The 25,724-nt window shown below is 30.8% G+C and carries 20 protein-coding genes; 9 read left to right on the top strand and 11 right to left on the bottom strand.

Features of this window, described 5'->3' with window-relative positions:
• Positions 1–49: 49 nt before the first annotated feature.
• Both WHA43_RS03655 and WHA43_RS03650 read right to left on the bottom strand, forming a co-directional pair.
• A complete protein-coding gene (locus tag WHA43_RS03655; RefSeq protein WP_105045784.1) occupies positions 50–421 on the bottom strand; it encodes a PUR family DNA/RNA-binding protein in 372 nt (123 codons plus the stop codon).
• 79 nt (positions 422–500) lie between these two features.
• Complete coding sequence (locus tag WHA43_RS03650) at positions 501–2,255, bottom strand: ABC transporter ATP-binding protein (protein WP_105045783.1); 1,755 nt, start codon at positions 2,253–2,255, stop codon at positions 501–503.
• Positions 2,256–2,401: 146 nt separating this feature from the next.
• Here WHA43_RS03650 and nusB point away from each other — a divergent pair, with 146 nt between their 5' ends.
• The 8 genes from nusB to WHA43_RS03610 all read left to right on the top strand — a co-directional run bounded on the left by nusB (position 2,402) and on the right by WHA43_RS03610 (position 8,892).
• Positions 2,402–3,340, top strand: a complete 939-nt coding sequence (gene nusB, locus WHA43_RS03645; protein WP_105045782.1) for a transcription antitermination factor NusB — start codon at positions 2,402–2,404, stop codon at positions 3,338–3,340.
• A 49-nt stretch (positions 3,341–3,389) separates the two neighbouring features.
• Positions 3,390–3,851: a DUF1573 domain-containing protein gene (locus tag WHA43_RS03640; RefSeq protein ID WP_105045781.1), complete on the top strand. Its 462-nt coding sequence runs from the start codon at positions 3,390–3,392 to the stop codon at positions 3,849–3,851.
• A gap of 2 nt (positions 3,852–3,853) precedes the next feature.
• A complete protein-coding gene (gene yajC / locus WHA43_RS03635; protein ID WP_105045780.1) occupies positions 3,854–4,168 on the top strand; it encodes a preprotein translocase subunit YajC in 315 nt (104 codons plus the stop codon).
• A gap of 107 nt (positions 4,169–4,275) precedes the next feature.
• Entirely contained in the window at positions 4,276–5,214 is a 939-nt protein-coding gene (locus WHA43_RS03630; protein ID WP_105045779.1) for a CdaR family protein, read from the top strand.
• Positions 5,215–5,814: a dephospho-CoA kinase gene (gene coaE, locus WHA43_RS03625; protein WP_211290305.1), complete on the top strand. Its 600-nt coding sequence runs from the start codon at positions 5,215–5,217 to the stop codon at positions 5,812–5,814. It abuts the gene before it with no gap.
• A gap of 116 nt (positions 5,815–5,930) precedes the next feature.
• Entirely contained in the window at positions 5,931–7,487 is a 1,557-nt protein-coding gene (locus WHA43_RS03620; RefSeq protein WP_226742808.1) for a sensor histidine kinase, read from the top strand.
• A 6-nt stretch (positions 7,488–7,493) separates the two neighbouring features.
• Entirely contained in the window at positions 7,494–8,198 is a 705-nt protein-coding gene (locus WHA43_RS03615; RefSeq protein ID WP_105045777.1) for a response regulator transcription factor, read from the top strand.
• Positions 8,199–8,271: 73 nt separating this feature from the next.
• Entirely contained in the window at positions 8,272–8,892 is a 621-nt protein-coding gene (locus WHA43_RS03610) for an L-threonylcarbamoyladenylate synthase (RefSeq protein WP_105045776.1), read from the top strand.
• 3 nt (positions 8,893–8,895) lie between these two features.
• Here the strand turns inward: WHA43_RS03610 and WHA43_RS03605 are convergent, their stop codons facing one another.
• Together WHA43_RS03605 and WHA43_RS03600 are read right to left on the bottom strand one after the other, a co-directional pair.
• Positions 8,896–9,894 carry a glycosyltransferase family 2 protein gene (locus WHA43_RS03605; RefSeq protein ID WP_105045775.1) on the bottom strand — a complete coding sequence of 333 codons (999 nt, stop codon included), beginning with the start codon at positions 9,892–9,894 and terminating at the stop codon, positions 8,896–8,898.
• A gap of 34 nt (positions 9,895–9,928) precedes the next feature.
• Positions 9,929–10,384, bottom strand: a complete 456-nt coding sequence (locus tag WHA43_RS03600) for a type I restriction enzyme HsdR N-terminal domain-containing protein (protein WP_105045774.1) — start codon at positions 10,382–10,384, stop codon at positions 9,929–9,931.
• Between the two features lie 17 nt (positions 10,385–10,401).
• Between WHA43_RS03600 and holA the strand changes: the two genes are divergently transcribed.
• Positions 10,402–11,403 carry a DNA polymerase III subunit delta gene (holA, locus tag WHA43_RS03595; RefSeq protein WP_105045773.1) on the top strand — a complete coding sequence of 334 codons (1,002 nt, stop codon included), beginning with the start codon at positions 10,402–10,404 and terminating at the stop codon, positions 11,401–11,403.
• 79 nt (positions 11,404–11,482) lie between these two features.
• Here the strand turns inward: holA and WHA43_RS03590 are convergent, their stop codons facing one another.
• The 7 genes from WHA43_RS03590 to WHA43_RS03560 form a co-directional block, all read right to left on the bottom strand.
• Positions 11,483–13,255 (bottom strand): AMP-dependent synthetase/ligase, encoded by a 1,773-nt coding sequence (locus tag WHA43_RS03590; RefSeq protein WP_105045772.1) that lies wholly within the window; start codon positions 13,253–13,255, stop codon positions 11,483–11,485.
• Between the two features lie 75 nt (positions 13,256–13,330).
• Complete coding sequence (locus tag WHA43_RS03585) at positions 13,331–15,094, bottom strand: AMP-dependent synthetase/ligase (RefSeq protein WP_105045771.1); 1,764 nt, start codon at positions 15,092–15,094, stop codon at positions 13,331–13,333.
• Positions 15,095–15,169: 75 nt separating this feature from the next.
• The gene (locus tag WHA43_RS03580; RefSeq protein ID WP_105045770.1) at positions 15,170–15,694 is read right to left on the bottom strand and encodes a hypothetical protein; all 525 of its coding nucleotides are present in this window, start codon (positions 15,692–15,694) and stop codon (positions 15,170–15,172) included.
• A complete protein-coding gene (gene purL / locus WHA43_RS03575; protein ID WP_105045769.1) occupies positions 15,694–19,389 on the bottom strand; it encodes a phosphoribosylformylglycinamidine synthase in 3,696 nt (1,231 codons plus the stop codon). The genes WHA43_RS03580 and purL overlap by 1 nt, the downstream gene beginning before the upstream one ends.
• Before the next feature lie 113 nt (positions 19,390–19,502).
• Entirely contained in the window at positions 19,503–22,304 is a 2,802-nt protein-coding gene (locus tag WHA43_RS03570; protein WP_105045768.1) for a starch-binding protein, read from the bottom strand.
• A 119-nt stretch (positions 22,305–22,423) separates the two neighbouring features.
• A complete protein-coding gene (locus WHA43_RS03565) occupies positions 22,424–23,512 on the bottom strand; it encodes an endonuclease (protein ID WP_105045767.1) in 1,089 nt (362 codons plus the stop codon).
• A complete protein-coding gene (locus WHA43_RS03560) occupies positions 23,512–25,674 on the bottom strand; it encodes an endonuclease (protein WP_105045766.1) in 2,163 nt (720 codons plus the stop codon). The genes WHA43_RS03565 and WHA43_RS03560 overlap by 1 nt, the downstream gene beginning before the upstream one ends.
• Positions 25,675–25,724 lie beyond the last annotated feature (50 nt).

Genomic DNA, 25,724 nt, shown 5'->3' with positions numbered 1-25,724 from the left:
TTTTAGAAAATTTTGCCATTTGATTTATGGGCAAAATTGATGTTTTTCTTTAAATATCGTCAAATGAAATATCAGTAAAACTACTTGAAGATTTTATTTCTTCGTTTTCATTTTCTTCTTCATCTTCCTTTTTAAAGTCTTTTTGATGACGCTCACTAATTACTTCATCACCTTTTTCATTCAAAATATAATCTGTTGCTTTTGTTAGCATTTCTTGAAAATCATTGAAATCTTCTTTGTAAAGATAAATTTTGTGCTTTTGATAATGAAAAGAACCATCATCGTGTGTAAATTTTTTACTTTCAGTGATTGTTAAGTAATAATCATCTGCTTTTGTAGATCTTACATCAAAAAAATATGTTCTTCTTCCTGCTCTTAAAACCTGTGAAAAAATTTCTTCCTGTTCAACTCTCTCTGCCATAATTCTTTTAAATAGTGTTATAATTTCGTTTTTGACTTGCACAAATCTAATAAAATATTTTACTTGATACTCATAAAGTTTATATTTCTTTTTCTAAAAGTTGTTGTTCGTACAAGTTTTTATAATAGCCATTTTCGGTTATCAATTGATTGTGAGTTCCTTGTTGTATAATTTTACCTTCTTCTAAAACAATAATTTTATCAGCATTTTTTGCTGATGACACTCTATGACTGATTATAAATGTGGTTTTACTTTTTGATATTTTTTCCAAATTCGCTAAAATTCGCTCTTCAGTTTCTGTATCAACTGCCGATAAACAATCGTCAAAAATCAAAATTTTTGGATTTTTAATAATGGCTCTTGCAATGGAAACTCGTTGTTTTTGTCCTCCAGATAACGTTACACCACGTTCGCCCAAAATAGTTTTATATCCGTTTGCAAAATCGATGATATTTTCATGAACTACTGCATTTTTTGCAGCTTCCATAATTTCTTCTTCAGTGGCATCTTGTTTGCCAAATTTGATATTGTTTTCAATAGTATCTGAAAACAAAAATGGATCTTGAGGTACAAAACCAATTTGATTTCTTACCTCATTCAAATTCAGTTCTTTAATAGGTTTGTCATCTAATAAAATCAATCCTTCAGTAACATCATACAATCGTGAAATTAATTCAATAATCGTCGATTTTCCTGAACCTGTATTTCCTAAAATCGCTAAAGTTTCACCTGAATTTACTGTGAAATTGATGTTTTTTAAAGCTGTAATATTGGTGTCTTCATACGTAAAAGTAACGTCTTTAAAAGTAACTTTTCCTTCAATTTCTAAGGATTCATTGCTGTAGTTTTCAATTTCAGGAACTTCCTCTAAAAACTCATTAATTCTTGCTTGAGAGGCTTCTGCTTCTTGCACCATAGATGTAACCCAACCAACAACTGCTACAGGCCAAGTTAAAATATTTACGTACAATAAAAACTCAACAACAACCCCAATTTGAATTTTATTTTCGACATATAAATTTCCTCCTACATAAATTACAATGATATTACTAATGCCAATTAACAGCACCATTAAAGGAAAAAATAGCGCATTTGCAAATTGTAAATCAATGTTTTTTTCTTTGCTTTCATCAGCAATTGCATCAAAATCTTTGATAATAGATTTTTCAATTCCGTATGATTTTACAACATTTATTCCTGAGAAATATTCTTGTGTAAACGTGGTTAATTTTGAAAGATATTGCTGAACTATTGTACTCCGTTTATTGATAATGGTACTTAAAAAATAAATAGAAATTGCTAAAAAAGGAAAAGGAATCAAAGTGTATAACGTTAATTTTACATCTACTTTTAGCATTTGTGCAAAACCAACAATAAAAAGAACCAACATATTCATGGTGTACATGATAGCAGGACCTACGTACATGCGCACTTTTGAAACGTCTTCACTGATTCTATTCATCAAATCACCAGTTCTATTTTTCTTATAAAAATTCAGGGAAAGTCGTTGATATTGTTGATAAATTTCGTTTTTTAAATCAAATTCTATCAATCTTGATGTAACAATGATAGTTTGTCTCATTAAATAGGTGAAAAATCCACTTAATAAAGCAACTCCGATAATGATAAAAATATTCCACAATAATTCTTTTTTTACAAGAACTAAATCAGTTATTTTTCCTTGTTGATATTCTTCAACAACATTCAATGATTGTCTGATAATTTGAGGGATTTTAAGCGCTAAAATTTTGGAGAGAACTGTAATTAACAATCCAATTAAAATTCGCCATTTATATTTCGCTAAATATTTGTTTAAATGTTGTAGTGCTTTCAAAAGTGTTTTTTGATAAAATAGAGCACGAAGATACCAATTTCAGTGTAAATTGAATTCTTAAAAAAGAATTAAAAGATTTCCTTCAAAAAAAGAAAATAGTGCTATTTTTGCATCGCGAAAAACGCATCTTATTTAAGTTCTTTTAGATGATAAACAGAAGACATATTCGAGTTAAAGTAATGCAATCTATTTATGCTATGCAACAATCTCAAAGCGATGATCTCGTGAAAGAGGAAAAATTTTTAAAGCTTAGCATTCTTAAAATGTTTGATTTGTACGTTCTTAATCTTTTACTAATTATTGAAGTACAGAAACTTGCAGCAAAAAAAATTGCGCTTTCTAAAAAGAAAATTCTTGCTACAAAAGAAGATTTAAAACCCAATACCAAATTTTTAAACAACAAATTAATCAACACAATAAAAGAAAGTGTTAGTTTGATTAGTTATTGTGAAATCAATAAATTAAAAAATTGGGAGGTTGACGATGAATATGTAAAAATAATTTACGAGGAATTGCTAAACAGCAAGATTTATAAAAATTATTTAGATACTGTTGAAGATTCTTTCAATGTAGATCGTGCTTTTGTAATTGATTTTTTTAGAGAAATCATTGCTCCTAATGAAAAATTAGCTGAGTATTTTGAAGATAAAATGATAACTTGGGTAGATGATATTCCGTTTGTAAATACTTGGGTTTTAAAGTCATTGAGCAAATCTAAAAATAATGATAATTTTTTATTAGGTAGTCTTTACAAAGACAAAGATGATGAAGAGTATGTTTCGAAATTGTTTACAAAAACAATTTTAAAATTGAGTGAGTATGAAAAAGAAATTTCAGAAAGGACTCCCAATTGGGAAACTGATAGAATCGCAGATATTGACATGATTTTAATTAAAATGGCAATCACTGAATTTTTAAATTTTCCGTCAATTCCTGTAAAAGTTACCATCAATGAATATATTGAAATTTCAAAAGATTATTCAACTGAAAAAAGTAGTTATTTTATCAATGGTGTGTTAGATAAAATTTCGAAAGAGTTCGAAAAGAACAAAAAAATAGTTAAAATAGGAAGAGGATTATTATAAATACTTATTTGAAAAAAATATTTGTTACTTTTACAAAAATTTTAAAATCATGAGAAAAACAGCCATTTTAGCAATCTTTTTTAGTGCATTATTTGTAACAGTTTCTTGCACAACTAGCGACGCAAAAGCAAAAATAAATGAAGAAAATTTAGAAGAAGCAAAATCAAGAGACAACGAAATTCAAAAAGGAGCAGCAACAATTGCTTTTGATAAAGTTGAGTATGATTTTGGTACGGTAAATGAAGGCGAAATTGTAGAGACAACTTTTAAAGTAACCAATGCTGGTAAAACAGATTTAATCATTACTAATGCTCAAGCATCTTGTGGATGTACAGTGCCAACTTGGCCAAAAGAACCAATAAAACCAGGAGATTCAGCAGACATTGAAGTTTCATTCAACACTTCTGGTAAACCAAACAGACAAAATAAAACCATTACCTTAACAACCAATACTGAATCAGGAAGAGAAATTTTAACTTTGAAAGGTTCTGTAATTCCAAAAACAAACTAAGCATGTTTTCAATTATTTTTTTACAAGCAGGAGGAGGTTTAGCAAGTATGCTACCTTTCTTAGCAATGATTTTAGTATTGTATTTCTTTATGATACGTCCGCAGATGAATCGTCAAAAGAAAGAAAAAGTTTTTCAAGCGGGTATTAAAAGAGGTGCAAGGGTAGTAACTTCTAGTGGAATTCACGGAAAAATTGCTGATATTCACGAATCTGACAATACAGTAACTATTGAAACAGCTGCAGGAAAAATCAAGTTTGAGCGATCTGCAATTTCAATGGAATTGAGCAAAAAATACAACAACTCAGACGCAAGTTAGTTTTTTATAAAACAAAATATTAAAGTGAACTTTTTCTTTTTTCTGAAAATGTTCACTTTTTTTATGCAAAAATAAGTATATTCGAAGGTACTAATCGTAATTTGCATTTGAAAACTTCACAAACCATATCAAAATCATTTTTAGGATTTTTAGGAGCTTCTTTTTTGATTTGGGTGCTCATTACTTTTTCCAAAGAGTATAAAACCGTTATTGAGTATGAGGTAAATTTCATAAATATCCCTCAAAAAAACATCCTTTTAGAAACGACCCCACAAAAAATAGCTAGCTATGTGAGTGGTTCTGGATTTCGACTTTTTTGGTCACAACTTTTTGATCAAAAAATCAAATTAGATGTATCTAAATTTGCTAAAACCTCACAAAATAAAACGTATGTTTTACCAAAAAATCAATTGTCAAATATTCAAGAGCAATTGATGTCTGGTGTAGAAATTGAGAATATTTTAAAAGATACACTTTACGTAAAAATGGGGTTTTTACACACTAAAAAAGTTCCTTTAAAACCCAATTTGAATATCAATTTTCAAGTAGGATACAATCTTTTGGGAGATGTGAAAGTAACCCCAGATTCAGTTCTAATTTCTGGGGATGAAAATCAATTAAAATCAATTCAATTTCTTGATTTAGAAAGTTTGAAACTTACCAATGTTAAAGGCAATTTTTCAAATAAAGTAGCAATTTTAAAACCTTCGCAAAGTAAAAGTATAAAGTTAACTGCTTCAAAAGCACTAATCTCTGCAAAAGTTGATAAGTTTACAGAAGGAAGTTTACAGGTGCCATTTAAAATAACAAATGTTCCTACGGATATAAAAATAACTACCCTTTCAGAAACGGTTTTGGTGACTTTTGTGGTTGCATTGTCACAATTTTCTAGAGTTTCAGAAGCTTCCTTTATAATTGAATGCGATTATGAAATGTCTACCAAAAATGAGTTAGGATATTTGATTCCGAAAATAGTTTTAAAACCTGATTTTGTTGATAATATCAAGATAATTCCCACAAAAATTGATTTTTTAATACAGAAATAAATGATGATTGTTGGTTTAACAGGTGGCATTGGAAGTGGAAAATCTACAGTTGCAAAACTTTTTGCAAAATACCCAAATACAGCAATTTATATTGCTGACGAAGAAGCAAAAAAGTTGATGAATTCATCTAAAATAATTGCTGAAAAATTAATTTTTGAATTTGGAAATGAAACGTATCAAAAAGGGAAATTACAAAGAGATTTTTTAGCAAAAATTGTATTTCAAAATCCCGAAAAATTAGCAAAACTTAACGCAATAGTACATCCTGAAGTTCGAAAACATTTCCAAGATTTTATAAAAATAAATCAAGATAAATCGTTGGTTTTTTACGAGAACGCCATTTTATTTGAAAGTAAAAGCAATCTAATTTGCGATGTAATAATTACGGTTTTTGCAACTTTATCAGTTCGAGTTGAGCGAGTTATGCAAAGAGATCATTGTACTGAAGAAGCTGTCATGAATAGAATTAATAATCAGATGAGTGAAGAAGCAAAAATGCTACAATCTAATTATATCATTAACAATGACACTCTATTACATACCCAAAATCAAGTAAAAAATATTCATAATATTTTAACAGAAAAAAGGATTACTATTTGAGTATTTGTAATGAATTTGTTAAAACACTCTTAAATTTAAGTTATTTCAGTTAATATTTATTAGAAAATTTAATTTTCAATTCTTTTATCACGTAACTTTGATACGTGGGTAAAAAGATGTTTATTTTCATTGTTGTTTTGATGAGCATTTCCTTAATAGGAATTATTGCTGTTCAACTCTATTGGATAAATAATGCTGTTGAAAGTAGAAAAGAACAGTTTAGAAATGATGTTCAAAAATCTTTAGGACGTGTTGCAGAGAGAATCAATGAAAAGGAAGAAAGGCTTATTGAAATTCAGATTCAGGATATTTTAGAGCATAAAACACTTGCTGACAACGCACAAATTAAAAACTACCTTTTTCAGCAAATTGACACTGCAAATAATACCAAAATAACTTTTGGAACAACAGTTTTAGAGGAAAACTTTGAAATTCCCTTAGATTTTTTAGACGACGAAAAAATAATTTTTACTAGAGTAACTGGAAAAAAAGATTTTTTTCAAAGTAAATTTATAAAAAGTCAAGACAATCTTTTCAATGCTGAAGATGTTGAACGTTTTTCTTTTTTGGGCAGAATGAAAAGCCTTGAGAAAAGTCAGTTTGCTCAAATCATGAAAGATTTTAAAAGAGTAAATCCTCTAAATAAAAGAGTTAGTAATAGAGAACTGAATGCAACTATAAAAGAAGAGCTAATAAAAAATAATATCCATTTAGATTTTAAATACGGTGTTTATACCAATGAAGGATTAGCAACTAAATTAAAATCAGGGTATTACACAATTAATATCAACGAAAGTTACGAATATCCGCTTTTGTATGATTCAGAAAATAAACCTGAATACAATTTATTTGTCACTTTTCCATCAAAAAATGAACATATTTTATCCGGAATTTCATCTATTTTATTGTTGTCTGTATTTTTCATTTTTGTCATTATAATCGCTTTTTCAAGTTCACTGTATCAACTAATCAAGCAGAAAAAAATATCAGAAATCAAAACTGATTTCATCAATAATATGACTCATGAATTTAAAACACCTATTGCGACTATCAATTTGGCTTTAGATTCTATAAAAAATCCAAAAATTATCGGAGATAGTGAAAAAGTATTGCAATATGTAAAAATGATTCGCGATGAAAATAAGCGAATGCATTCGCAGGTTGAAAATGTATTACGAATATCTAGATTAGAAAAAAATCAATTAACAATCAGTAAGGATACTGTTGATGTTCACGACATTATCGAAGACGCAATCAATCATGTAAGTTTATTGATTGATGATAGAGGAGGAAGTATTACAAAACATTTTGAGGCAATTTCATCAGAAATATCGGGGAACGAATTTCATTTGTTGAATGTTGTTGTAAACATGTTAGAAAACGCAATTAAATATTCAGCTGACGCTCCAAAAATTGATATTTATACAGAAAGCACCAATAAATTTTTCATTTTTAAAATAAAAGATGAAGGAATTGGAATGGGTAAAGCAGCTCAAAAAATGGCTTTTGATAAGTTTTATAGAGAGCAAAAAGGAAACATACATGATGTAAAAGGCCATGGTTTAGGATTGGCTTATGTTAAGGAAATTGTAGAAAAACATCATGGAACAGTATTTGTTGAGAGTGAAAAAGGAAAAGGAAGCATATTCACAGTTAAATTACCTTTAAATTAATATACAATGGGAAGTAAAAAAATTTTATTAGTAGAAGACGATCCAAACTTTGGAACCGTTTTAAAAGATTATTTGTCTTTAAATGACTACAATGTTACACTTGCAAAAGACGGAATTGAAGGCTTAATAATGTTTAAAAATAGCGATTATGATTTGTGCATTTTAGACGTTATGATGCCTCGTAAAGACGGATTTTCGTTAGCGCAAGACATTAGGGTAACCAATAAGGAAATTCCAATTATCTTTTTGACAGCAAAGACTTTAAAAGAAGATGTGTTAAAAGGATATGCAGTTGGTGCAGATGATTATTTAAATAAACCATTTGATTCAGAAGTATTATTGCATAAAATTAAAGCTATTTTACAACGTAAAGAATCAGACAAAACCTCAGAATCTGACCAAATTTTTGAATTTACAATCGGAAGTTTTTCGTTCAATTCTAAATTGCGTTATTTATCATCACCATCCGCAATAGAACCAATTAAATTATCGCCAAAAGAAAGTAAATTGTTACGAATGTTAGCAATTCACAAAAACGATTTAATGCCTCGCGAATTGGCTTTGACAAAAATCTGGAGAGATGACAATTATTTCACATCTAGAAGTATGGATGTTTACATTGCAAAATTGCGTAAATATTTAAAAGATGATGAAAATGTAGAAATTTTAAACATTCATGGAGAAGGATTTCGTTTGATTGATAAATCATAAAAAATCCTAACTTCCCAGAAAAAATCAAAACTCTATTTGTTATTACATCTAGAGTTTTTTGTATTTTTAAATCATGGCAGAATTCATCAAATTATACAACGAAAATCCGAATCAAAGGCAAATTGATAAGGTTGTTAAAATATTGAAAAGTGGAGGATTAATCATCTATCCAACAGATACTGTCTATGGTTTGGGATGTGATATTACCAATATCAAAGCACTTGAAAGAATTGCTCAGATTAAAGGAGTAAAACTTGAAAAAGCAAATTTTTCTTTTGTTTGTAATGATTTGAGTCATTTATCAGATTATATAAAACAAATTGATACTCCTACTTTTAAAATCTTAAAACGTGCCTTACCAGGACCATACACGTTTATTTTACCAGGAAGTAACAATTTACCAAAAGTTTTTAAGAAAAAAGAAACTGTCGGAATTCGTATTCCTGATAACAATATAGCAAGAACGATTGTGGAAAATCTTGGAAATCCAATAGTATCTTCATCAATCAGAGATGATGATGATATTTTAGAATATACTACAGATCCAGAATTGATTTTTGAAAAATGGCAACATTTGGTTGATGTTGTGATTGATGGAGGTTATGGAGATAATTATGCCTCTACAATTATTGATTTGACTACTTCTGAACCCACAGTAATCAGGGAAGGGAAAGGGAGTTTGGATATCTTATAAACTTTAATCCAAATCTTGAAACCTCTTTTTTCCCAACACAAAATATTGCCAAACAATACTAATGTGGATAAAATAAGTTTGTTTTTTGATAATTTTCCGTCTTTTTTTAAGGAATAATGGTAGGTTTTTATAAAAACTGAGATGCGCTTTTAAAATGGCAAATGTGTGAATGGGTCTTAATTCTAGTAAAAATTTGATTCCTGCAATTCCGTCTAAAATCAACCTTGAAAGAACAACAATTAAAAACCATCTTTTGGGTACATTTTTAACGACATTTAACAGACTATTTCTAAAATTCAAATAGGTTTTATGCGGATTTGTTTCTTGCAAAGTTGCACCACCAATATGAAAAACAGTAGATGTCCCAACATATTTGATGTCAAAACCTAAATTTTGAGTTCTCCAACACAAGTCGATTTCTTCTTGATGTGCAAAATAATCTTCATCAAAACCATTAAGATCGCGAAAAACTTTTGAACGAATAAAAAAACAAGCGCCTGAAGCCCAAAAAATTTCAGCAGTATCATCAAACTGTTGTGTGTCTTTTTCTAGTGAATTAAAAACACGTCCTCTACAGTATGGATATCCAAAAAAATCAATAAATCCACCTCCAGCTCCTGCATATTCAAAGCTAGATTTTTCTTTATAATCTAAAATTTTTGGTTGAATGATGGCTACATTTTTCTCTTTTTCAAAAACTTCAATTACTGGTGCTAACCAATTTTTTGTAACTTCAACATCCGAATTTATCAAGCAATAAATATCGGCTTCAATAGCTTGCAAAGCATCATTATACCCTTTTGCATAACCTCCATTTACGGCATTTTCAATGATATTTACAGACGGAAAATGTTTTTTGACGTAAGAAATAGAATCATCCGTTGAAGCATTGTCTGCAACAAATATTTCAGCTTTTTCTGAACTAAAATTCACAATGGAAGGAAGAAATGTTTCCAACAGTTTTTTACCATTCCAATTTAATATGACGATCGCTATTTTCACAAGGTGCGAATTTACACTTTAAAAATGAGTTTCATTATAAAGTTTTCTTAATAAAATCAGGAAGTTCTTTCAAGAAAATATAAGTTTCATTTTCAAAATCCATCTGACAATAAAAATGGTCTAAACCATTGGTTACAAAGAGATAATTTGCTTTTATTTTTAAATTATATCGTGCAATTTGATCAAAAGTTTTTTGTGTAATTTTTATTGTAGGTGCTTTGCATTCCACCATGATTTCAGGATTTCCAAAAGCATTGAAAATAATAATGTCAGTTCGTTTTTTTAAATTATTGATAAGTAACTGTTTTTCAATAGAAATCAATGAAATTGGGTATTTTTTCTCTTCATGTAAAAAATGAGCAACATGTTGACGAACCCATTCTTCGGGAGTTAATACCACATATTTTTTTCGGAATTTATCAAAAATAAGCGTCTTGTTTTTCGTATTTTTGAAATTGAACGAATAGGATGGAAGATTGAGTTTTTGCATCAATCAAAAGTAATAAAATGACTGAAATTAATAATATAAAAGCTGATATAAAAAGGAAAATCCTAAAGCCAATTTACTTTTTGATGGGTGAAGAACCTTTTTATATTGATGAGATTTCCAATTTTATTGAAGAAAATGTATTGGATGAATCTGAAAAGGGTTTTAATCAGCAAATAATGTATGGAAGAGATGTAACTATTGAAGAGATTATTGCTGCTTCAAAACGCTATCCTATGATGGCAGATAAACAGGTAATTATTGTAAAAGAAGCTCAAGATTTAAGTAAAACTATCGAAAAGTTAGCTACATACGCAGAGAATCCGCAACCTACTACTGTTTTAGTATTCAATTACAAATACAAAACCTTAGATAAACGAAAAAAGCTTTACAAAGATATTTTAAAATCAGGATTGATTTTTGAAAGTAAAAAGATGTATGAAAATCAAGTTTCTGATTGGATTCGTAGAGTTTTAAGTGAGAAAAAATACCAAATTGAACCAAAAGCTGCATTGATGTTGGTTGAATTTTTAGGTACAGATTTGAGTAAAATCTTCAATGAATTAAATAAATTGATGATTATTTTACCTGAAGGAACTATCATCAATGACAAACATATTGAAGAGAATATCGGAATTTCAAAAGATTTCAACAATTTTGAGTTGCGAAAAGCAATAGGAGAGAAGAGCGTTTTAAAATCGAATAGAATTATCAATTATTTTGCTGAAAATCCCAAAGGGAATCCCCTGATTGTAACCATTTCATTGCTGAACAGTTTTTTTACACAATTACTTTTTTTTCATGGTTTGCAAGATAAATCAAAAAAATCAGTAGCTTCAGCTTTGGGAATCAATCCTTATTTTGCAGATGAATATTTTTTGGCGGCAAGAAATTATCCCATTCAAAAAGTAACAAGTGTCTTGTCATTTTTGAGAGATGCAGATATGAAAAGTAAAGGAGTTGGAGCCAATCAAAATGAGGGAGATATTTTAAAAGAACTAATATTTAAGATTTTACACTAAATAAGTTTCTTAAAATAAAAAGCAGCTACTAAATTGTATAAAACTAGTAGCCGCTCTTTGTTTGTTGAATTTTACAATTTTAGTTATTGTATATTTTGTTGTATAAATCTTTGTAAATTTCTTTAATTACATCGCGTCTCATTTTCATGGTTGGAGTTAATTCACCACCATCAATAGACCATTCATTAGCAGTCAATTCAAAACGTTTAATTTGTTCCCATTGACCAAAGTTTTCATTGCATTTGTCAATTGCTTTTTGAATTTGCTCCAAAACTTTTGGATTTTCAATTAGATCTTTGTTGGTAGAAAAAGTAATTTCATGCAATTTTGCCCATTCTTTTAGGTATTCAAAATTAGGTTGAATTATGGCAGCTGGCATTTTTTGACCTTCGCCAACAACCATCACTTGTTCAATAAATAAAGATTGTTTTAACTCGCCTTCTAATAATGGTGGCACTACATATTTACCTCCAGAAGTTTTAAACATTTCTTTCGTTCTTCCTGTGATTTTTAGGAAACCATCTTTGTCGAATTCGCCTTTATCACCCGTATGAAAATAGCCGTCTTTCATTACTTCAGCAGTTTTTTCGGGATCTTTGTAATACCCTTGCATTACATTGTGACCTTTCACTAAAATTTCGCCATTGTCTGCAATTTTTACTTCAATTCCATCAATAATTTTCCCAACAGTTCCAATTCTAAAACCATCATTATTTTGATCATTTACAGAAATAACAGGTGATGTTTCTGTTAAACCATAACCTTCCATAATTGGCATTCCTGCAGCCGCAAAAACTCTAGTTAATCTTGGTTGTAAAGCAGCACTTCCAGAAACCATCAACTTTAATTCTCCTCCTAAAGCTGCTTGCCATTTAGAAAAAATAAGTTTTCTTGCAATGCCTAGTTGTTTTTCATACCACCAACCATTGGCTCCATAAGGTTCGTATTTTAACCCTAAATCCAAAGCCCAGAAAAATAATTTCTTTTTAATTCCTGTTAAGTCTTTTCCTTTTAAGACGATTTTATCATAGATTTTTTCATACAATCTTGGCACAGCAGTCATAACGTTTGGTTTTATCTCTTGTGCATTTTCTGATAATTTTTCAATAGATTCAGCAAAATAAATATCAACCCCACAATACTGATATAAATACAAAATCATACGTTCGAAAATATGACACACAGGTAAAAAACTCAATGCTCTTGAATTTCCATATTCTAAAGGAACTCTGTCTTTGGAATACATTACATTTTTTACAATATTATCATGTGTTAAAAGTACGCCTTTTGGTTTTCCTGTAGTTCCAGAAGTATAAATAATTGTTGCTAAATCGCTTGGTTTTACTACATTTTTTATGTTTTCAACTTCAGCTTGATTGCTTTCATCTATTCCCAAATTCAAAACTTCTTTCCAACTTTTCTCTCCTTGAATCTCATCAAAAGTAAAAACACCTTTTAGATGTGTATTTTGCTTAATTTGATTTAATTTTTCTAAAACAGAAATATCAGAAACAAAACAATAAATAGATTCAGAATGATTGATTATGTATTCATAATCTTCTTTACTAATTGTTGGGTAAATTGGTACAGTTTGAGCGCCTAATTGCAAAGCTGCAATATCACAGATATTCCATTCTGTTCTGTTATTAGTTGATATAATGGCTATTTTGTCACCTGGTTTAACACCCAATTGCAACAAACCTCTACTCATATTATTTGATAAATCAACATATTCTTGAGAAGAAATTGATTCCCATTTTCCATTGTATTTGGTTGAAAATGCTTTTTGTAATTGATATTTTTCAAGTTGATAATAGGGGAAATCAAATAATCTACTAATTCCTGATTGCATAAAGTTTTATTTTGAAGAACGCCAAATTAGTGAAATTCCTTTGATTTTACAAATAGAAAATTAAAGTGAATATTTTTATGAATTATATATTTTTTGGACTAAGTTTTTATATTTTTCTTGAATTACTTTTCGTTTCATTTTCATAGTAGGGGTTAAATGACCCGCCTCAATTGACCATTCGTCAGGCGTAATTTCAAACTTTTTGATTTGTTCCCATTTTCCAAATTTTTGATTGTAATAATCAATTTCTTTTTGAATTCTTTTAAGAACATTTTGATCAGCAGTCACATCAATAATTGAGTGATTATGGCGTTTTGCCCATTCTTTTACAAACTCAAAATTTGGTTGAATTAAAGCTGCAGGCATTTTTTCTGATTCACCAATAACCATAATTTGTTCGATAAAACGTGATTGTTTAAACTCACTTTCAAGTGCTGCAGGAGCAATGTATTTCCCTCCAGAAGTTTTGAAAATTTCTTTTTTTCGATCGGTAATTTTTAAAAATCCATCAGCATCAATAATACCAATATCACCTGTATGCAAATATCCATTTCTGATGGTTTCATTCGTCAAATCTTGGTTTTTGTAATAGCCTAGCATGACATTTTTTCCTTTGATTAAAATTTCGCCATCTTCTGCAATTTTTACTTCAACATTTTCTAGTGGTTTTCCAACAGTACCAATCTTAAAACCATTATTTTTTAGTTCGTTTAAAGTTCCTGCAGGTGAAGATTCTGTCAAACCATAACCCTCAAAAATAGTCATTCCAGCAGCTGTAAAAACTCTAATTAATCGTTCTTGTAAAGGCGCACTTCCCGAAATCATAAATTGTAAATTTCCTCCCAAAGCTTCTTGCCATTTAGAGAAAATTAGTTTTTTAGCAATGCTCAATTGAAAATGATAAAAAGCACCATTTTTTTGATAGGGTTCAAATTTTTCAGCAACTTCAATCGCCCAAAAGAATAACCTTTTTTTGATTCCAGACAATTGACTTCCTTTATCGACAATTTTGTCAAAAATCTTTTCTAATAATCTAGGAACAACAGCCAAATAGTGAGGTTTTACTTCTTTGATAGTTTCACCAATGGTTTCTAAGCTTTCTGCAAAATACACTTCAAAACCCATCATTTGATTGTAATAGCAAGCAGCTCTTTCAAAAATATGACAAATAGGCAAGTAGCTGATAATCTTTTTTTTACCGTGATTTAAATCGATTCTTTGTGCAGTTTTTAAAACTGTAAAAACAATATTTTCATGTGTCAGCATAACACCTTTTGGAGTTCCAGTTGTTCCTGAAGTATAAATAATTGTAGCTAAATCCTTTGGTTGAATGCTATTTTTTATTGTGTTAATTTCATCAGTATAATTGTGAGATATTCCTATTTCTAAAAAAGTTGACCAATCATCATCTGATTGAAAATCTTGCAAATAAAAAACTCTTTTTAGGGATGTTTTGTCTTTAATTGAAGTAACTTTTTCATATAAATTTTTATCGGTCACAAAACAAAACAACGCATCAGAATGATTTAAAATATAGGCATAATCTTTTTCGGAAAGTGTAGCGTATAGAGGGACATTTTGTGCGCCAATTTGTAAAATACCAATGTCTAAAATATGCCAATTAGGATGATTATTTGATGCAATTACAGCAATTTTATCAGTTGGTTTGATGCCTAAATGTAATAATGAACTACTTACTTTTTGAGCATCTGAAAGATACTTTTCAGTAGAAATTGATTCCCAAATGGAATCTTGTTTATAATTAAAACATTTTTCAGAAGGATGATTTTGCAATTGTTGATAAGCAAAATCAAAAACACGAGAAATGGATGTTGACATTGTTCAAGATTTGAGATTGACAATGTAGTAATTTATTTGTAAATCGAAAAAACCTTTAAAAGTTGTTTTAGTTAATCAAAAAATTGGTTTTACTTTACTTCCAAAAGTATCATCAGAAGAAGAACAATTTACGTAAATCGCACAATTTGGCATTCGTTCTTTCAACAGAAAACCTTTTTCAAGAAGGCTTTTTTCATCCTCTTCTGAATCTAAAAAAACTTCTTTGAGAGATTGAGTATCCAAAGAATCACACAAATCAGAAAGTGTAATTTTTGTTTTTGTAACATTTAAACTTTCCAACTTAGGCATTTGGTTGATAAAAGGAATGCATGCTTTTGTGATGGTTTGATGTCTTCTTAAAAAGAGACTTTTCAACTCTTTAAATTGCAGCATATATTCCACAGCTTTGTCTGTGATTAAAGTATCTTTCAAATACACATCCTGAATTGTAGTCACTCTTTTGGTAAAAAAGTAAAAAAAGTCGTCATCTTCATTGCCATCAACAGACCAAATTTGTTGCCAATTTTCATGAAGCTGAGAAGGTTTGTCAAAATGATAATGCGTTTGCCAAAACTTTTTTTCTTCTTTTGTGAACTTCATTATTCACGATGCTTTTCTACCCAAATTCGTGCATTTACAAAGGCTTCTAACCAAGGAGAAACTTCGTCTTTTCTTCCTTTTGGATAATTTGCCCAATTCCATTGAAACGTAGAACGCTCAATATGTGGCATAGTTACCAAATGACGCCCAGTTTTATCACATAGCATAGCTGTATTAAAATCAGATCCATTAGGGTTGTTTGGATAGCCTTCATAGCCATATTTTGCAACAATATGATAATTTTCTTCAGCTTCTGGCAACTGGAATTTTCCTTCTCCATGAGAAATCCAAACACCTAATTCTGATCCTGCTAATGTGGATAACATCACTGAATTATTTTCTTGAATTTTCACTGATGTAAAGGAACTTTCGTGTTTTTTAGAATCATTATGAACCATTTTTCCATGCACAGCATGCTCAGGATTGATGAGTTCTAATTCCATAAAAAGCTGACATCCATTGCAAATTCCAACTGATAAGGTATCTTCTCTTTGAAAGAATTTTTGCAAAGCAGTATTTGCTTTTTCATTGTATTTGAATGCGCCAGCCCAACCTTTTGCAGAGCCTAAAACATCCGAATTTGAAAATCCGCCAACAGCACCAATAAACTGAATGTCCTCCAAGGTTTCACGACCTGAAATTAAATCGGTCATGTGGACATCTTTCACATCAAAACCCGCTAAATACATGGCATTTGCCATTTCTCTTTCAGAGTTTGAACCTTTTTCTCTGATGATGGCTGCTTTTGGACGAGATTGCTTCACTTCGTTCGCAATGACGTCTTCTAACTTACCTGTAAAATGAGTAGGAAATTTATAGGTTAATGGTTGATTTTTATAATTTTGATATCTTGCTTCAGCTAAATTATTGGCAGTTTGTTTTTGATCGAATAAATACGATGTTTTGTACCAAATATCTCTCATTTCAGTCACATCAAAAGTGAAGGTGTCTTCCTGGTTTTTGATGTTGATTTTTCCAGAATTATTACAAGTTCCAATGGTAAAGAATTCAATGTTTTTTTCGATTAAAATTGCTTCAATAGTTTCATCTGCTTGAAAAACAATTCCCGCATTTTCTGAAAATAATAGCTTTATAGAATCCATTTCATTCAATTCAGAAAGATCAAAATCAGCCCCTAAATTTACTTCTGCAAAACACATTTCTAGCAACGTGGTAATCAATCCACCAGAAGCAATATCATGACCACTTTGTATTTTATCCTCTTTGATAAACTCTTGAATTGTATTGAATGCATTACTTAAAAAAGTAGCATTTTTCACATCCGGAGTTTCATTTCCAATGGTGTTTAAAATCTGATTGAAAGAACTTCCTCCTAATTTAAAATTATCTTGAGAAATGTTGATATAATAAATTTTTCCACCATCAATTTGCAAAACAGGTTCTACAACTTTGCTGATTTCACTGCAATTTGCAGCTGCTGAAATAATTACAGTTCCAGGAGAAATTACTTCTTCATTCGGATATTTTTGCTTCATAGATAGCGAATCTTTTCCTGTTGGAACATTGATTTTTAGATCAATAGCAAATTCAGAAACAGCTTTTACAGCTTTGTACAAACGTGCATCTTCACCCTCGTTTTTGCAAGGCCACATCCAGTTTGCAGACAAAGAAACTGATTGCAAACCATTTTTTAATGGCGCCCAAATAATATTTGTCAATGCTTCTGTAATCGCATTTCTACTTCCGGCTTCAGGATGAATCAATGCCGAAATTGGAGCGTGTCCAATTGAAGTTGCAATTCCTTCTTTTCCGTTATAATCCAAAGCCATTACACCCACATTATTCAACGGAATTTGTAAAGAACCCACACATTGTTGTTTGGCAACTTTTCCGCCAACACATCTGTCCACTTTATTTGTCAACCAATCTTTACACGCAACAGCTTCTAATTGAAGTACTTGCTCTAAATAAATGTATAAATTTTTAGTTTTATATCTCGGGTTTTTATAATTTCTAACCACAGTTTTGTCGGTCATAACAGTTTTGGGAGATGAACCAAACATATCTTCCAAAGCAAAATCCATAGGTTTAATTCCTGTTGATTTTGATTGAAAAGTAAAACGTTCATTTCCTGTAACTTCACCAACATCATATATGGGTGAACGTTCTCTTTCTGCAATTTTATGAAGCGTTTCTAAATGTTTATCAGCAATTACCAATCCCATTCTTTCTTGAGATTCGTTGCCAATAATTTCTTTTGCAGATAACGTTGGATCACCAACAGGTAATTTATCCAAATCAATCAAACCTCCTGAATTTTCAACCAATTCTGATAAGCAATTCAAATGTCCTCCTGCACCATGATCGTGAATAGAAACAATAAAATTTTCATCACTTTCTACCATTCCACGAATGGCATTTGCAGCCCTTTTTTGCATTTCTGGATTGGAACGTTGTACGGCATTTAGTTCAATTCCTGATGCAAATTCACCAGTATCAGCTGATGAAACAGCAGCACCACCCATTCCAATTCGATAATTTTCACCACCTAAAATAACAATTTTATCTCCTACTTTTGGTGATTCTTTCAAGGCTTGAGCTGCTTTTCCGTAACCAATTCCTCCAGCTTGCATAATTACTTTATCAAAACCTAATTTACGTGCTTTTGCAGTACTTGAAGCTTGATTTTCTTCGTGCTCAAAAGTAAAAACGGAACCTGTAATTAACGGTTGTCCAAATTTATTTCCAAAATCAGATGCACCATTAGAGGCTTTTATCAAAATGTCTAACGGAGTTTGATACAACCATTTTCTGGCTTCGAACTTTTGTTCCCAAGGACGATTATCTTCTAAACGTGAATATGAAGTCATGTACACAGCTGTTCCTGCTAATGGAATTGAGCCTTTTCCTCCAGCCAATCTGTCTCTGATTTCTCCTCCAGAACCAGTTGCAGCACCATTAAAAGGCTCAACTGTAGTTGGAAAATTGTGCGTTTCTGCTTTTAAAGAAATAACGGAATCAAATAATGATGTTTGATAATAATCAGGTTTATCCGCAGTTTTTGGCGCAAATTGTGCCACTTTAGGACCTTTTATAAACGCAACATTGTCTTTGTAAGCAGAGACAATTTCATTGGGATTTTTCTTAGAAGTTTCCTTAATCATTTTGAATAGGGAAGTAGGTTGCTCTTCTCCATCAATCACAAAAGTTCCATTAAAAATTTTATGACGACAATGTTCTGAGTTTACTTGACTAAATCCAAAAACTTCAGAATCAGTTAGTTTTCTTCCTATTTTTTTAGCAACATTCTCTAAATACGTAACTTCTTCATCGCTCAAAGAAAGGCCTTCTTGCGTATTGTAAGCAGCAATATCATCAATTTCTAAAATTGCTGCAGGCTGAATATCAATTGTAAAAATTGCTTGATGCAAATCCTTAAATTTTTCAGAAATCATAGGATCGTATCCTGAAAAATCAGCAGTACATGCTGAAAATTCTTCAATTCTGATGATGTCTGAAATGCCCATATTTTGAGTAATTTCAACGGCATTTGTACTCCAAGGAGTAATCATAGCTGCTCTTGGGCCAACAAAAAAGGCGTCAATAGACGCCGCATTTATTTTGGGTTGGTTGCCAAATAACCAAGTTAATTTAGAAATAGTTTCAGTAGAAAATTCTTGTGTTGATTGAACAGCAAATACAGTTGTTTTTTGGTCACCAAAGAAATGAATCATGGGTTGCTAATTTGATTAAAAATAAAGTGCAAATTTACTTTTTTTCAATAGATTTTTAAGACATAACTTTAAAGAAATTTAGGAGTTATTCACGATGTTGTAAACAACTTTTCTTATTTAATGAATTTTACGGTTTTAAGTGCTACATTATTTTTTTGAAACTGTAAAAAGTAAATTCCTTTTGTCAAGTTTGTGATATCAATTTGTTGATTTTGAATGAGTCCTTCTTGAATTATTTTTCCTAGCACATCATAAATTTTATAAGAATCAACTTCAAAATCGCTATCAATTCTTAAAAAACTACTTGCTGGATTTGGATAAACAGTTACTTTTTTTGCAGTTGTTTCATTTGTTGATAAAATTCCTGATCCCCATTGATACCAAATATCCTGGGTTACGTTTGTAATATCTTCTGTTTGATTTCCACTTCCACCTGAACTATTATTGAAAATTACATTGATGGATGTAACTCCTGAAAAAGTATGTTTAAACCATTCATTATCATGAACTTCCATATTAATTCCGGGCCAAGTTTGATTTGATAAACTTCCAGTTGGAGCTGCATTCCACCAATAAATTTTTGGTGTAACAGACCAATTAGTAGGAGGTTTAAAATAAACTGTGATATTTGGAATTGAACCTATAGTATATGTTTTTGTGGAAATATCTGATTGATTTCCTTCACTATCAATCGCAAAAGCTTTAATTGTAGTAGTTTCAGAAATTGAAATACTCACTGTTTTTGAGGCAAAAGTTGAGTTTAAAGTTGGAGTAGAACCATCAATAGTGTAATAAATTTTAGGGTTTTCATCTAAAGCGTCTTCAGCTGAAATGGTTACTTCAATTGCATTTTGAGAATAATTACTCTCAGGAGTGAAAGTTAATTTTGGTGCTAAATCTAAATTTTTTCCTACCCAAACATGTTGAATTTTAGACTTGGTAATATTGCCTTTTGTATCAGTAATTTCAACATAATAATCAACTAAAACTTCTGAAAGTCCTTTAATTTTTGCATAGTATAAATTCGCAATAGATTCTGGAAGCACAAAGAAATTAATCTCTGCATCATTAGTTATATTTCCTTTTGGAAATACTTTTTCTGTCATTGAAATATTTTGCCAACTTTCTACACTTTCTCCTCCTGCATAAGTTTCATTATCATTATTATCTAACGGATTTTTTCCGTCTTTGTCAACCCTAAATTTTAGTATTGCAGACTGTATGCCACTTACGTCATAAGCAAATGTCCAAACTGTAAAATCGGCAGAATTTAAGTGTTGTTTATAACCATAAGTGGGGCCAAAACCAATCTCACCAGGATTGTAAGGATATCTTTGCGGAATAAAAACAGATGGTTTTGTAGTATCGGTATTTGGATTTGCATCAATTACTTCTTTGGCATATGAAATGGCATTATTTGAGGCGATTGTTGGTTTTATTTCCATATCAATTGATTTTCCATAATACATATAACCACTTGTAAAACCTGGCAAAAGTGCATTCCAAGCCAATGCTGACTTTTTGGAGTTGGATGTTGGACGAACAATGTTTTCAATGGATGAAATGCCTTCTAAATCTTCGGACATGATTACATAATTTTCGGCAGCTGTTAAAACAGCCCAATTTCTTGCATCTTCTGTCCAACCATTTGGATCAAATTCAAAATTAGATGTGTAAAGAGGCCATAACCAATTGATAAATTGTGGACTTCCCCAGTCATTATCAGCATTTACCCAAGAACCATCTTCAACTTTAACCAATGAGGTTTCTGGTACAGGATTATCATTTAAAAATTGTTGAATTGTATTTGGAGTATATCCTTTATTGGCAGCAGCATTCGTGAAATTTTTTACAGCTTCTTTATAATAACTTGCTCCTCCTCCCCAAGCATTGTCTCCATCATGAGCCAATAATATAATTGAAGGATGATTTGCATTTGAAAAAGGTGCAATATGCGTGTCAATATCTTGGGTACTTTGCTCAGAAAAACCATCTTTATAACTTAACAAATCAGCCATTGGAACTACTGTAATTTTATACTCATTACCAGTTTCTGGATTAACATATTTGGCTTTGTGAGCCTGATAAGAATAAGGAGCTGCAAAAGTGCCTCCTCTTCCATCAATTTGACCATTCCACCAATTGATGCCATTTGTTGATACTTTATCTGCCTTATTTGGTGGATTTGTGTTTACTCCTGAAGTTCCAAAATTTGTATTTGGATAATCATTAAGTGTACGTGCTAAATGACTATTGGCAATTACAGACCACTCAAATCCTTCTTCAACCAATACTTGAATAATTCGCTCAGAAAATGAACATTCTGCAGGCCAGAATCCTTTTGAATAACTGCCATCAAAATTTTGTTGAATGATGTATTTATGACCTTGAATTTCTTTTTTCAAAACACGATCACTTACTAAAGGACTCAACACATGATGCCAAGAAAAACCTGTAATCTCCATTCTTGAAAATCCTCCAGAAGTTTTCCAGTTTTGTGCTTCTTTGATGTGGTTTTGCCAATTTGGCACATATCCCCAAGCATTTTTTTCGGCCAAAGAATTCATGTTTTCAATCAAACAAGCTCCATAATTTACTTGCGCACCAGCATTGATATGTTGTCTAATAGAATTTATTGCATTTTTAGTTTCCCATTGATATGCATTTACTCTGTCTGCTTTTCCAAAAATTTCCTCTAAATTATTTAAAGGATGATGCAGTCCACTTGCATATAAATTTCCTCCATTATTTTTCAAAAAATTCGATTCCCAAACTTTTTGATATTCAAAAGGATTTGATACACTTTTTTCAGGCCAATAAATAGGTTGCTGCATATGCCACAAATAAGTTGTATGTACCTGTGAAAAAAGGGAAAAAGTAAAAAAGAAAACTAAAAAACGGAATAAATTCTTCATGAAAAAGCTTATAAATTCTGATGTATAAAGCTAGTTTTCAAGATTATAATTTACAAAGAAAAGATATCAACATTACGAACACGTGTTCGTAAGTCAGTAAAAAAGAAATTTAAGAAAAGCTATTTTTTAATCAATTTTTTAGTCGAAGTTCCATCATTAGAAGAAATTTTCACCAAATAAATTCCGGGTTTCAAAGATGAAATATCGATTTGAGATGCAGTATTTTCTAATTTTTGATTGATTAATTGTTTTCCTAAAATACTTACTATTTGAACAGAAATGGTGTTTTTTGATTTAAAAAATAAGGTATTTCCGTCTGCAGGATTTGGGTACATTTCAATAGCATCAATTAAGGTAAAGTTATTTGTAGAAAGTACATTACTCCAAATTTGAGCAACAAACTCAGGATGATCAATAAATGGATTTCTATTTCCTTGATACTGATAAGCTTCGTTATTTCTTGTAATTTCACGCTGATTTACAGGGTCTTGAGCGTGCCATTTGTATAACAAACGAATATACCATGATTCATAAAACTGGTTTTTAGTACCATTCAAAGGATTGCTTTCAGAACTATCGTGATTATCCCAAGTGCCGTCTAAAACTTCATCCTCATAACGTGTTGCAAAATATAACAACATTCGTGCAATATCTCCTTTAAATTCATTGATTGGCTCAAAAACAGTTCCTCTGAATGAGTCAAAAGTATTTGTTCCTAATTTTGAATTGTTATTTGATGTCCAACTTGCATTTGAAACTTCACCAAAAGGAAAATTACTTCTTCTACCATTCACATAACCATCTGTTGGTACAACATGATGAATATCAGAACGCATAGGCAAACCTTCATTAAAATATCCTTGAGGAAAAATATGTTCTCTATTGTAACAGTCGTTTTCTGAATTGTAATTTCCACAATTTCGTTGATTGTGTTGAAAATTGTAAGGGTCTTGTCCAGTTGGATTCTCAGAATACATATCCAAAACTGAATTGTCATTTTCATAAAATATATCTGAATCGGTATTGATGTAACCATCTAGCAAAGCACTGTAACCACGATCAATATGACCATTTTTAATAATGTTTTTTAACTGAGTTTTTAAAGTATAACCAGTTCCTGTAGCACTATTATAATAATTAGTTGGTGGTTGACTATATCCAACCAAAAAAACTAAAAATAGGAGTAGGGATAGTAATTTTTTATACATTATTCTTTCACAAATTTCGTTGCAAAGATACCTTTTTCAGTAGAAATTTTTATGAAATAAATTCCTTTTGATAAATACTGTACATCTAAATCTTTTGAAGTTTGGTTACTTTCAAAAACCTTTATACCAATAGCGTTGAAAATTGAAATTTCTGAAATTTCATATTCAAAAGTGTTTTTGATAAATAGTTTCGATGTCACTGGATTTGGATAAACTATAAAACCTGATTTTTCAAAAGATTGAACATTTAAAATACTACTATGAGTTCCTATATCATCAACAGAATCTTGAGGAAATTCATCCCATTCATTCACCAAATTGAAAGTAGAATTTGGTTTTGAAACTCCACTTTTTCTGCGTAACGTTTTATTAATCGCAAAGTTGGCACTACCACCATTGTAAGTTCCTATAATATCTACTAAAACCCCGTTTTTAAACAATCCTACAGGATCATTTCCATTGAAATTAATGGGTGCGCCAAAATTAGTTTCACTTGCATTGGGCTGAACAAAATCAGCTTCATCTTTTAATTTTTGAAGACTTGCACTTCCGTTTATGATAACATATACATCTTTCTTTAAAATGGTTCCAGAAAGTTGTAATTCATTTTCCCAAACATCACCATCAACACCACCATCTTTTTGACGTTTGATACTAAATCCTGTCAAATCAATATCAGCATCTGTATTATTTACAATTTCCAAAGCTTTATTATTGGATGAACCTTCAACATATTCAGAGAAAAATAATTCACTAGAAACTTGATTGATATCAGCTGTGGTTGCATCAACAGCAGTAGAAAAGTTAGAGATGTTATTTTTCGCATCTTTGGCACGAATTTGAACGCTGTACGTTGTTGAAGCTGTTAAATTTGAAACAGTAAAACTTGTTTCAGAAGTTGTACCATTTAAAACCGTATTTACAAAAATATCATAAGCAGTTACAGCAGTATTATCCGTTGAAGCATCCCAAGTAACTACAAAAGAAGTGGTTGTTTGATTGCTAATGACAATATTGGTTGGAGTAGTGGGAGCTTGATCATCAATCAATGTTTTAATGTTGATTGCTGTACTTTGAGCAGAACTATTATTAGCAATGTCTTTAGCCAAAACACTCAAACTATACTCAGTATCAGAATTTAATCCATCTATAGTTAAATGCGTAGTTGTTGTATTTTTATACAGATTTCCGTTCACAAAAACATCATAACTGGTTACTGCAACGTTGTCTGTAGATGGTGACCAAGACAAATCAACAGAAAAAGTAGTGATATTAGTTGCAGTTAGATTTGTTGGAACAGAAGGAATTTCAACATCTGAACTTGTATAAATTCCCCATGTATCTTCAGCCTCAGGTCCTCCCCAAATTCGTGTTGCCAATCTTGGATTATCAATGAAAGGATTTCTATTTCCTTGAGCTTCAGGATTATTGGTATTTTCATGATAGGTATTTCGTTGTCTTTCAAAATCAGAAACAGGGTCTTCAGCATTCCATTTTAAAAACAAATCAATCATATCATCTCCAGTATTCGCATTATTTCCAAGACCAATATTAGAAGGTAAACAACGATTTCCATAGCGTAAATACATGTACATAACCATTCTTGCGACATCACCTTTCCATTCATCTCCAGGATACCATCCTGCAGAATTTGTCCCATCAATTGGATCAGTATAAATTTCTGAAGTTGCACCTGAATTTCCTGTTGCATTAGAAAACTTTCTATTTCCGCGAGATGAATTTCTTTGAACGTCAGTTGGTCTTAAATGATGCGCGTCTGCTCCAGGACCAGATTCACCTAAATTTGGAGTTCCTAATGATCGAGAATATACGTGTTCTCTATTCCAAGTTCCTGTAGCAGAACCATTTGCATTAATTCCTCTAGACCTGTCATTTGTAACATCATTATCAGTTCCATTTTCCCAACCATACATCAATAAAACTTGTGCAGGATTGCTTGGATTTACATCAGTAGCTTTACTTGCATTCCAAATTTGGTCATAAAACAAGGTTCTTGTATGTGTATTGATGATTTTTACGGCTAATTCCTCTTTTAAAGTTAGTCCTGTAAGATTTAAATTCACATCATTATAATACGCTTGTTGAGAGAGGATTTGTAATGAAAATGCGATAAATAGTAAAAAAGTAAAACGAATATTCATTTTATAAATGTTTGAATTATCAAATAAAATCGTTTTCTTTTTCTAAGCAA

Source organism: Polaribacter gangjinensis (assembly GCF_038024125.1).
Taxonomy (GTDB): domain Bacteria; phylum Bacteroidota; class Bacteroidia; order Flavobacteriales; family Flavobacteriaceae; genus Polaribacter; species Polaribacter gangjinensis.
The sequence above is the reverse complement of the archived record's forward strand: the minus strand, read 5'-3'. Positions and strand labels throughout refer to the sequence as shown.

Coding starts and splice junctions, on each gene's coding strand:
- WHA43_RS03655 (WP_105045784.1), bottom strand. CDS start 421: ATGGCAGAGAGAGTTGAACAGGAAGAAATTTTTTCACAGGTTTTAAGA.
- nusB (WP_105045782.1), top strand. CDS start 2,402: ATGATAAACAGAAGACATATTCGAGTTAAAGTAATGCAATCTATTTAT.
- WHA43_RS03640 (WP_105045781.1), top strand. CDS start 3,390: ATGAGAAAAACAGCCATTTTAGCAATCTTTTTTAGTGCATTATTTGTA.
- yajC (WP_105045780.1), top strand. CDS start 3,854: ATGTTTTCAATTATTTTTTTACAAGCAGGAGGAGGTTTAGCAAGTATG.
- coaE (WP_211290305.1), top strand. CDS start 5,215: ATGATGATTGTTGGTTTAACAGGTGGCATTGGAAGTGGAAAATCTACA.
- WHA43_RS03620 (WP_226742808.1), top strand. CDS start 5,931: ATGTTTATTTTCATTGTTGTTTTGATGAGCATTTCCTTAATAGGAATT.
- WHA43_RS03615 (WP_105045777.1), top strand. CDS start 7,494: ATGGGAAGTAAAAAAATTTTATTAGTAGAAGACGATCCAAACTTTGGA.
- WHA43_RS03610 (WP_105045776.1), top strand. CDS start 8,272: ATGGCAGAATTCATCAAATTATACAACGAAAATCCGAATCAAAGGCAA.
- WHA43_RS03600 (WP_105045774.1), bottom strand. CDS start 10,384: ATGCAAAAACTCAATCTTCCATCCTATTCGTTCAATTTCAAAAATACG.
- holA (WP_105045773.1), top strand. CDS start 10,402: ATGACTGAAATTAATAATATAAAAGCTGATATAAAAAGGAAAATCCTA.
- WHA43_RS03590 (WP_105045772.1), bottom strand. CDS start 13,255: ATGCAATCAGGAATTAGTAGATTATTTGATTTCCCCTATTATCAACTT.
- WHA43_RS03585 (WP_105045771.1), bottom strand. CDS start 15,094: ATGTCAACATCCATTTCTCGTGTTTTTGATTTTGCTTATCAACAATTG.
- WHA43_RS03580 (WP_105045770.1), bottom strand. CDS start 15,694: ATGAAGTTCACAAAAGAAGAAAAAAAGTTTTGGCAAACGCATTATCAT.
- purL (WP_105045769.1), bottom strand. CDS start 19,389: ATGATTCATTTCTTTGGTGACCAAAAAACAACTGTATTTGCTGTTCAA.
- WHA43_RS03570 (WP_105045768.1), bottom strand. CDS start 22,304: ATGAAGAATTTATTCCGTTTTTTAGTTTTCTTTTTTACTTTTTCCCTT.
- WHA43_RS03565 (WP_105045767.1), bottom strand. CDS start 23,512: ATGTATAAAAAATTACTATCCCTACTCCTATTTTTAGTTTTTTTGGTT.
- WHA43_RS03560 (WP_105045766.1), bottom strand. CDS start 25,674: ATGAATATTCGTTTTACTTTTTTACTATTTATCGCATTTTCATTACAA.